7 protein-coding genes are annotated in these 7,121 nt (G+C 65.9%); 2 read left to right on the forward strand and 5 right to left on the reverse strand.

Annotation, left to right across the window (positions count from 1 at the left end; genetic code table 11):
• Positions 1–32 precede the first annotated feature (32 nt).
• On the forward strand, positions 33–1,289 hold the full coding sequence (locus PMI42_RS14995; RefSeq protein ID WP_008135463.1) for an aminopeptidase: 1,257 nt from the start codon (positions 33–35) through the stop codon (positions 1,287–1,289).
• A gap of 140 nt (positions 1,290–1,429) precedes the next feature.
• Here PMI42_RS14995 and PMI42_RS15000 read toward each other — a convergent pair whose 3' ends face one another.
• Positions 1,430–1,984 carry a hypothetical protein gene (locus PMI42_RS15000; protein ID WP_008135465.1) on the reverse strand — a complete coding sequence of 185 codons (555 nt, stop codon included), beginning with the start codon at positions 1,982–1,984 and terminating at the stop codon, positions 1,430–1,432.
• Positions 1,985–2,221: 237 nt separating this feature from the next.
• On the opposite strand from PMI42_RS15000, the gene PMI42_RS15005 reads away from it, so the two are divergent.
• On the forward strand, positions 2,222–2,677 hold the full coding sequence (locus PMI42_RS15005) for a cupin domain-containing protein (RefSeq protein ID WP_008135467.1): 456 nt from the start codon (positions 2,222–2,224) through the stop codon (positions 2,675–2,677).
• An 83-nt stretch (positions 2,678–2,760) separates the two neighbouring features.
• On the opposite strand, the gene PMI42_RS15010 is transcribed toward PMI42_RS15005, so the two are convergent.
• The 4 genes from PMI42_RS15010 to PMI42_RS15025 form a co-directional block, all read right to left on the reverse strand.
• Positions 2,761–3,813: an amidohydrolase family protein gene (locus PMI42_RS15010; RefSeq protein ID WP_008135469.1), complete on the reverse strand. Its 1,053-nt coding sequence runs from the start codon at positions 3,811–3,813 to the stop codon at positions 2,761–2,763.
• 303 nt (positions 3,814–4,116) lie between these two features.
• Positions 4,117–4,638 (reverse strand): hypothetical protein, encoded by a 522-nt coding sequence (locus PMI42_RS15015; RefSeq protein ID WP_008135471.1) that lies wholly within the window; start codon positions 4,636–4,638, stop codon positions 4,117–4,119.
• Positions 4,639–4,703: 65 nt separating this feature from the next.
• A complete protein-coding gene (locus PMI42_RS15020) occupies positions 4,704–5,516 on the reverse strand; it encodes an MBL fold metallo-hydrolase (protein WP_008135473.1) in 813 nt (270 codons plus the stop codon).
• A gap of 107 nt (positions 5,517–5,623) precedes the next feature.
• Positions 5,624–7,121: hypothetical protein (locus PMI42_RS15025; protein WP_008135475.1), on the reverse strand; the 1,498-nt coding region annotated here is incomplete at its 5' end.

Raw genomic sequence — 7,121 nt, forward strand, 5'->3', positions numbered from 1 at the left:
TTGAACGAGAGACCTTCGGCAGAGGACCCGGCATGACCGATCAACGCATCACCGCCACTCCCATCGATCCCGTGAAACTCGACCGGCTGGCCGAGGTGGCGGTGAAGGTGGGCCTGGGCTTGCGGCCGGGACAAGATCTTCTGCTGACCGCGCCGGCGATCGCGCTGCCGCTGGTGCGGCGGATCGCCGTGCACGCCTACAAGGCCGGCGCCGGCATCGTGACACCGATCCTCTCCGACGAGGAGATGACGCTGGCGCGCTACCGTCACGGTCACGACAATAGTTTTGATCGCGCCGCCAGCTGGCTCTACGAGGGCATGGCCAAGGCGTTCTCCGACAACACGGCGCGGCTCGCCATCGTCGGCGACAATCCGATGCTGTTGTCGGGCGAAGATGCTTCCAAGGTCGCGCGCGCCAGCAAGGCCAATTCCATGGCCTATCAGCCGGCGCTGGAAAAGATCGTCAATTTCGACACCAACTGGAACATCATTGCCTATCCGACCGCCGCGTGGGCGAAGCTGGTGTTTCCGAACGATCCCGAGGACGTTGCGATCGGCAAGCTCGCGGACGCGATCTTCGCGGCATCCCGTGTCGATCGCGAGGACGCGCCGGCCAATTGGGCGAGCCACAACGCGGTGCTGCGCGAGCGCACCAACTGGCTCAACGGCCAGCGTTTCCGCGCGCTCCAATATTCCGGGCCGGGCACCGATCTCACGATCGGGCTTGCCGACGGCCATGAATGGGAAGGCGGCGCTTCGCTGGCGAAGAACGGCATCAGCTGCAACGCCAACATCCCGACCGAGGAGGTCTTCACGACGCCGCATTGCCGGCGCGTCTACGGCCATGTCGTGAGCTCGAAGCCGTTGTCCTACCAGGGCACGCTGATCGACAACATCGCGGTGCGCTTCGAGGACGGCAAGATCGTCGACGCAAAGGCCTCGCGTGGCGCCGAGGTGCTTAACAAGGTGCTCGACACCGACGAGGGCGCGCGGCGTCTCGGCGAAGTGGCGCTGGTGCCGCACTCCTCGCCGATCTCGCAGAGCGGGCTGTTGTTCTACAACACGCTGTTCGACGAGAACGCAGCCTCGCACATCGCGCTCGGCCAGTGCTATTCGAAGTGTTTCGTCAACGGCGCGCAGCTCACGCCGCAGCAGATCGCGGCGCAAGGCGGCAACCAGAGCCTGATCCATATCGACTGGATGATCGGCTCGGCCGAGACCGACATCGACGGCATCCTGGCCGACGGCAGCAAGGTCCCGGTGTTCCGCAAGGGCGAGTGGGCGAAGTAGCGCGTCTCGCGGCCCATCCTTGGAGACGCCCGCTTCGCGGGCTCCTCAGGATGAGGTCTGGTTTCGCGGCGAGCGAGATATTGGCCCCTCATGGTGAGGAGCGCCGCTCGCGGCGCGTCTTGGACCATTAGGCTCAGTCGCTACGCCGCCGCGTTGCGCAGCATCGGGTTCTTGTCGATGCTGAAGCGGTTGAACAGCGTCGTGAACGGGCTGCCGTCGGTGGCCCGTACGATGGCGTCGGACGCAGCCACCGCCTCGTAGAGCGCGCCGACCGGATCGCACGGCTCGGACAGATCGAGCGCCTCGCGGATTTCCTCCCGGGCCTCGTTGACCCCGTCCTCGTCGTCGAGGGTTGCCTCCAGCGCATCCGCCGCGCGCCGCATCTCCGAGAGGTCGCCGCCGGCGGAAAATTTGAGGATGTCCAGCCAGTAGGGGCGGGCAATGACGAGCTGGACGAATGCCTCGAAACTCTCCGCGATAATGCCCGCGCGGCCCTCCGATGACACGTAGAGCACATTCCGTGGCGGCAGCAGCACGAACGCGCCGCCGGCGCCGTCACTGCCGACCTGTCGGGGCTTTTCGACGCCGTCGATGGTGAACCAGAGCTCCTCGTCCGGCGCGAAGGAAATATCGAAACCGCCGAGCCGGGCGACGACCTCGCCTTTGGCTGCCAGAACCTCGGGGGTGAGGGACATCGGTGGAGCTCCTTCCTGGTCGCTTTCGCGCACTTTGTCGCACCCCGGAAAAGAAGGGTTCATGTGGGCGAATTCACAGGGAAATCGTGACGTTAACCGCTTCGCACCTGCAACTTGCGGCTGATTGTCAGGGCCTGCGTAAGAAAGAATTAAAAACCGGCTACTAGCGTTCCAGCATCTTTCGAAACAATCCGGGCCGAGACCCGGCCAACCATATTATATCCCCTGGGGAAGCAGATGTCGCGCGCATTGATTGAAATCGGTAGTTGCAATGTGGATCTCGAGCTGCGGCCGATCGAGCCGTCCTGGATCATCGAAGGCAACCCGGTGTCGCGCTCGCACATCCTGTCCACCAGCGCCGACGGCACCGCATCGACCATCATCTGGCACTGCACCGAAGGCCGCTTCAACTGGTACTACGATATCGACGAGACGATCATGATCATGGAAGGGTCGATCGTGCTCGAGAGCGACGGCATGCCGCCGAAGCGCTACGGCCCGGGCGACGTGATTTTCTTCCGCGACGGCGCGCATGCCAAATGGCATGTCGAGGGCCACGTCAAGAAGATCGCCTTCTGCCGCAAGACCAATCCCGTGATGATCGGCTTCCTGATCCGCGTCGTCAACAAGCTCAAGCGGATGTTCGTCCCCACCGGTGAGCGCCGCCCGGCCTCGCTGATGGGCGCCGGCTAGAGCTGACAATCAAGTTTCAAGGACGCTTCCCAGCGGCTACGACGGAAGAGGGGTCGGGACCAACATCCCGGCCCCTCTTCTCGTCATGACGGCAATTCGAGCCGGTAGAAATCCGTCGCGGTCTGCGAGAACAGCGCCGTCTTCTCGGCCTCGCTCAAGGGCGCCGCGATGCGCTTGAAGGCGTTGAAGATCACCTGGTAGCTGCACTGGCCCTTGTCCGGCGGGAAATTGCTCTCGAACATCGCGCGGCTTGGGCCGAACGCCTCGATGCAGGTCTCGACATAAGGCCGCCACGCCGCCGCAAGCTCCTCGGACGAAGGCGGCTTCGCGCGCAGATGGAAATCGTAGCCGAGCAGGCACATCGCCAGTCCGCCGAGCTTCACCACCACGTTCTCGCATTTGGCGATCTCGTGGATCGAGGCGCGCCATTGCGGAAACACTTCTTCGCGTTTCCCTGCAAAGCGGCCGACACCGGCCGGGCCACCGCAATGGTCGAGCACGATCCTGGTGTCGGGGAAAGCGCGGGCAAGCTCGGTCAGCTCGCCGATCTGCGGATGAAACAGCCAGGCGTCGAAGCTGAGATTGAGCGGCGCGAGACAGGCAAAGCCCTTGCGGAAGGTCGGGTCCTGCAGAAGTCCGTTCGGCCGGTTGGCATACATGCCGGCGACGACGGGATCCGGGTCCCAGGCCGAGGAATGCCGGATGCCGCGGAAGCGGCCATTGCCGGCCGCGATCTCGGCTTCAAGCACCGGCTTTGCGGCATCGCCAAGCAGCAGATTGGCGTGGCTGACGATGCCGGCGCAGATCGCGGCCTTGCCGTAGGCGCCGCTCGCACTCATCGCGGCAACACCGTTGGCGAACTCGACTTCACCGACCGGCCGGAGCGCCTCCGGCCCGTGCGCGCGATACATCGAGCGGCAGTCGACATAGACGGTGGCGACGATGTTGTGGCCGGAGGCGATATCGGACGCCATCTCCTCGATCAGATAGCGGTGCCCGCGATTCCAGAGGTGGTGATGGGGATCGACGATCGGCCGCAAGGGATCGATGATCTCCTCCTGATATTGCGCGAGCCAGTCCTCGCGCGGCTCGACGAATAGCCCGCTCGTGTTGGCAGGCAGACCGCTTGCAGCCATCGGCGTTCGCTCCCTTTATCTTTCTTGTGCCGGGAGCCTAGCACCCGATGTCTCCACGCGGCAGAGCGCGTTGCGCAACCGCACCCGTCGTCGCGAGCACAGCGGTGCTGTGGTTGGTGCGGCCACGCGGAAGGTGCGCTCCCTCTCCCGCTTGCGGGGGAGGGGCGGGGTGGGGGTGTCTCCACAGAGGGCTTCCCAGTGGGGAGAGAGCCCCCACCCGCGCCTTCGGCGCGACCTCCCCCGCAAGCGGGAGAGGTCGCAGCGAGTTCGCGGCCCGATCGATTCGATCAGGATCTATCTGACTCAACCCCTGCGCCGCTGCGCCCTCACGCCGACCACAAGCTGCCAATCGGCAGTAGCAGCCGGTTTGACCTCACCGAGCCAGTGGAAGGAATCCGCGGTGATCTCCGTAAAGCGCCAGCGCGTGAGATCGCCAGCCTCGGTCGTCCCTTCCTGCACGATATCTCCCCCTTGCGGACGCCCGATCTGCTGGCGGAACACACTGCGGCCAGGATCGAACCAGGAGATCCGCCAGGCGGAAATCTTGGGATCGTAGACCCGCAGTGTCGTACCGTACCAATTGCCGGCGATCGGAAAGGCCTGAGAGCCTGCGGGGCGGGGGATGATCCAGACGTCCTGGACGGCGCGGCCCTCCAGCACCCAGCCGAAATGGATCTCGCCGGGCGCGATGTGTTTGGTTCCGTCGAGGCCGTGGGGGGTGATCTCGGCGTCCCAATCGCCGACAAAGCGGCCGTAGAGCTGAAGTGCCGCCGCGTGTTCGGGGTTCGGACCGTCCGCGTGCAACAATCTTGCAAAGTCCGTCATGTCGATCTCCTGTCGTGAAGAGACCAGCACGAACGTGCCCTGGGAGACTTGGAGAAAATTGCGCGTCAGACCCCGTCGAGGATGATCACCGTCGGCGTCGCCGGCAGCGTATCCCTCGACATCCGGAACGAGCGGTCGCTGCGGCGGTCGATCTCGAATTGCTGGCCGATGCCGCGCATGAACTCGTCGAGCGGGGTCGCGAAGCGGTGCATCGGCAGCACCACGGAGGCGCGCAGGCGCTTGGTGATCTCGGCGACGCCGCCCAGCGACATGGTGTAGGTGCCGTCGATCGGCACCATGACGATGTCGAGCCGCCCGATCTGCGCGAAATGGCTGTCGTCGAGCTTGTGGTGGAGGTGGCCGAGATGGCCGATGCAGAGCCCGGCGACCTCGAAGATGAAGATCGAATTGCCGTCGCGGATCATGTCGGTGCCGGCATCGTCGCCGAAATAGCGGCGGATGTCGGTGGTGACGTTGCGCACGAAAGTGTCGCCGATGCGTTCCGAGACGATGGCCGGCTTGCCGTCCTCGCTCCAGCCGTGAAGCACATGGGGAATGCGTTTGTCCGGGAAGAGCGTGTAGTGGGTGCTGTGGGCCCGGTTCATGGTGGCGACGTCGGGCAGCCGTCCGACCTGGTAGGCGCCGCTATAGTCGGTGGCGATACGCAGGCCGCCGGGCGTGTCGATGTAATAGGTGGAGTGGCCGGCATAGGTGATCTGGACCTCGGCGGCGGCTGCCGCCTGCCGGAACGCCACCGGCATGACGCGGGGCGGGGCGCCCGCCATCGCCAGGCACTCGCTGCGTTGGGGCTGCTGGGCGAGGGCAGGCGAGAGGAAAGAGCCGAACAGCGCCAGAGCCGCCGAAACTATTCGCCACATGCATCCGTCCCCGATGACTTCAGGGGGAAAGTCTAGCGTGCAATGCAGCGCGTGGCCAATAGGGCGTGATCAGCAGCGCGTCAGTGTCGCACCTTCACGCCAGCCGCTCACTCGCGCCTCGGGCTGAACTTCCAGGTGATGGCCACGAGGCTCGCGGTGATCAGGCCGCTGATGAGGCCGGCCAGCGGCAGCGCCAGCAACAGCGCCGCGCTGGCGGCCCAGCCGATCGAGGAAAAGGCTTCGGCGAAGGTCGCGAGCCGCGACGAGGTCTGGCGGCGGCGGAAGTGGCTGCGCCGGGCCTGAACCCGGAACCAGAGCTGGATCGCGGTCGCGGAGGCCGCGCTGATGATGACGGCGCCGGCGCTGACCGCAGCCTGGTACGGCGATGCGACAGCGAGCGCGGCGATCAGCGGGCAGAAAATGGCCGCAATGGCGATCAGCACGACCTCGATCTTGGCGCGGATGACGCTGGAGGGCGTCAGCGGTGCGGTCGCGACCAGATCGGGCGCGTCCTCGCCCGAGATCGTCAGCCAGGCGAGGCCGCCGGCGAGCTGTCCCGCCGCCATGACGATGACGGGCGTGATCAGCGTCAGTGCGGCAGAACTGTCGGCAAAGCTGCGCCAGAGCAGCAGCGCCGGCGGCACCAGATAGAGCAGCTGCATCAGGGTCTGCGAGATCAGCCAGGGATCGCGCCAGAGCAGCGAGAATTCCTTGCGCCGCAGCGCCTGCTGTCGCGACCCGCCGCGGAACGGGCGTTCCTTGGCGCGCTTGCTGCCGGACTTGCCGTAAGCTGCCGCGTCGATCGCGGTGTCGGCAAAGCGGCCCGAGAAGATCGCCATGACGCTGCCGAGCAGCACGAGCCCGAGCGCCAGAAGCAGGAGCAGCGCCTCGCTGTCGCCCAGAGCGGCCCGCGCCGGCCACCACCAGATGCTGCCGACGTCGGGCGCGTAAGCGGCGAGGCTCCCCGAGGTCAGGATGGTGAAGCGCGACAGCGTGCCATAGGACATGATCGCCGCGACCTGGAGCGCGATCACGAAGCCCGCGCCGATGATCGCGGCGAGGATCTGGGCCACGAAGCGCGTGCGCGCCGGGCCGATCAGGCGGAACAGGACGATGGTGACCGCAATCGCGATCGCCGCGGCGGAGAGCCCAATCGCGATGACGACGCCGAATGCCGCGAGCCAGCGCGCGCCGCCGCCGAAGACCAGCACGTCGATGAAGGGCGTCGAGAACAGCAGCGCCATCACCGTGACCGTCAGTGCGATCGCGGCGATGCGCACCGAGAACAGATTGGCCAGCGTCGCGGGCGACGACATGATGAGGTCGAGATCGGCACGGGCGTAAAACACCCGCGTCACCGATTCGATCGCCTGCGACAGCATCAGCGTCCAGGCGAGGAAGATCGTCGCCGAGATCACGATCAGCGAGGATTTGTCGAGCGGCAGTTGCAGATCGGCGAAGCGGCCGATCACCGCCCAGGCCGGCACGTGCAGCAGCGCGGCGAAGACGAGCAGGCCGATCACGGCCGCGCGTGCCCGCCTGCGCCGGCCGCCGGTCATCATGGCGAACCATTCGCGCCAGGCGAGCCGCAACTCGTGGCGGGGG

The sequence above is a fragment of the Bradyrhizobium sp. YR681 genome (assembly GCF_000282615.1).
GTDB lineage: Bacteria > Pseudomonadota > Alphaproteobacteria > Rhizobiales > Xanthobacteraceae > Bradyrhizobium.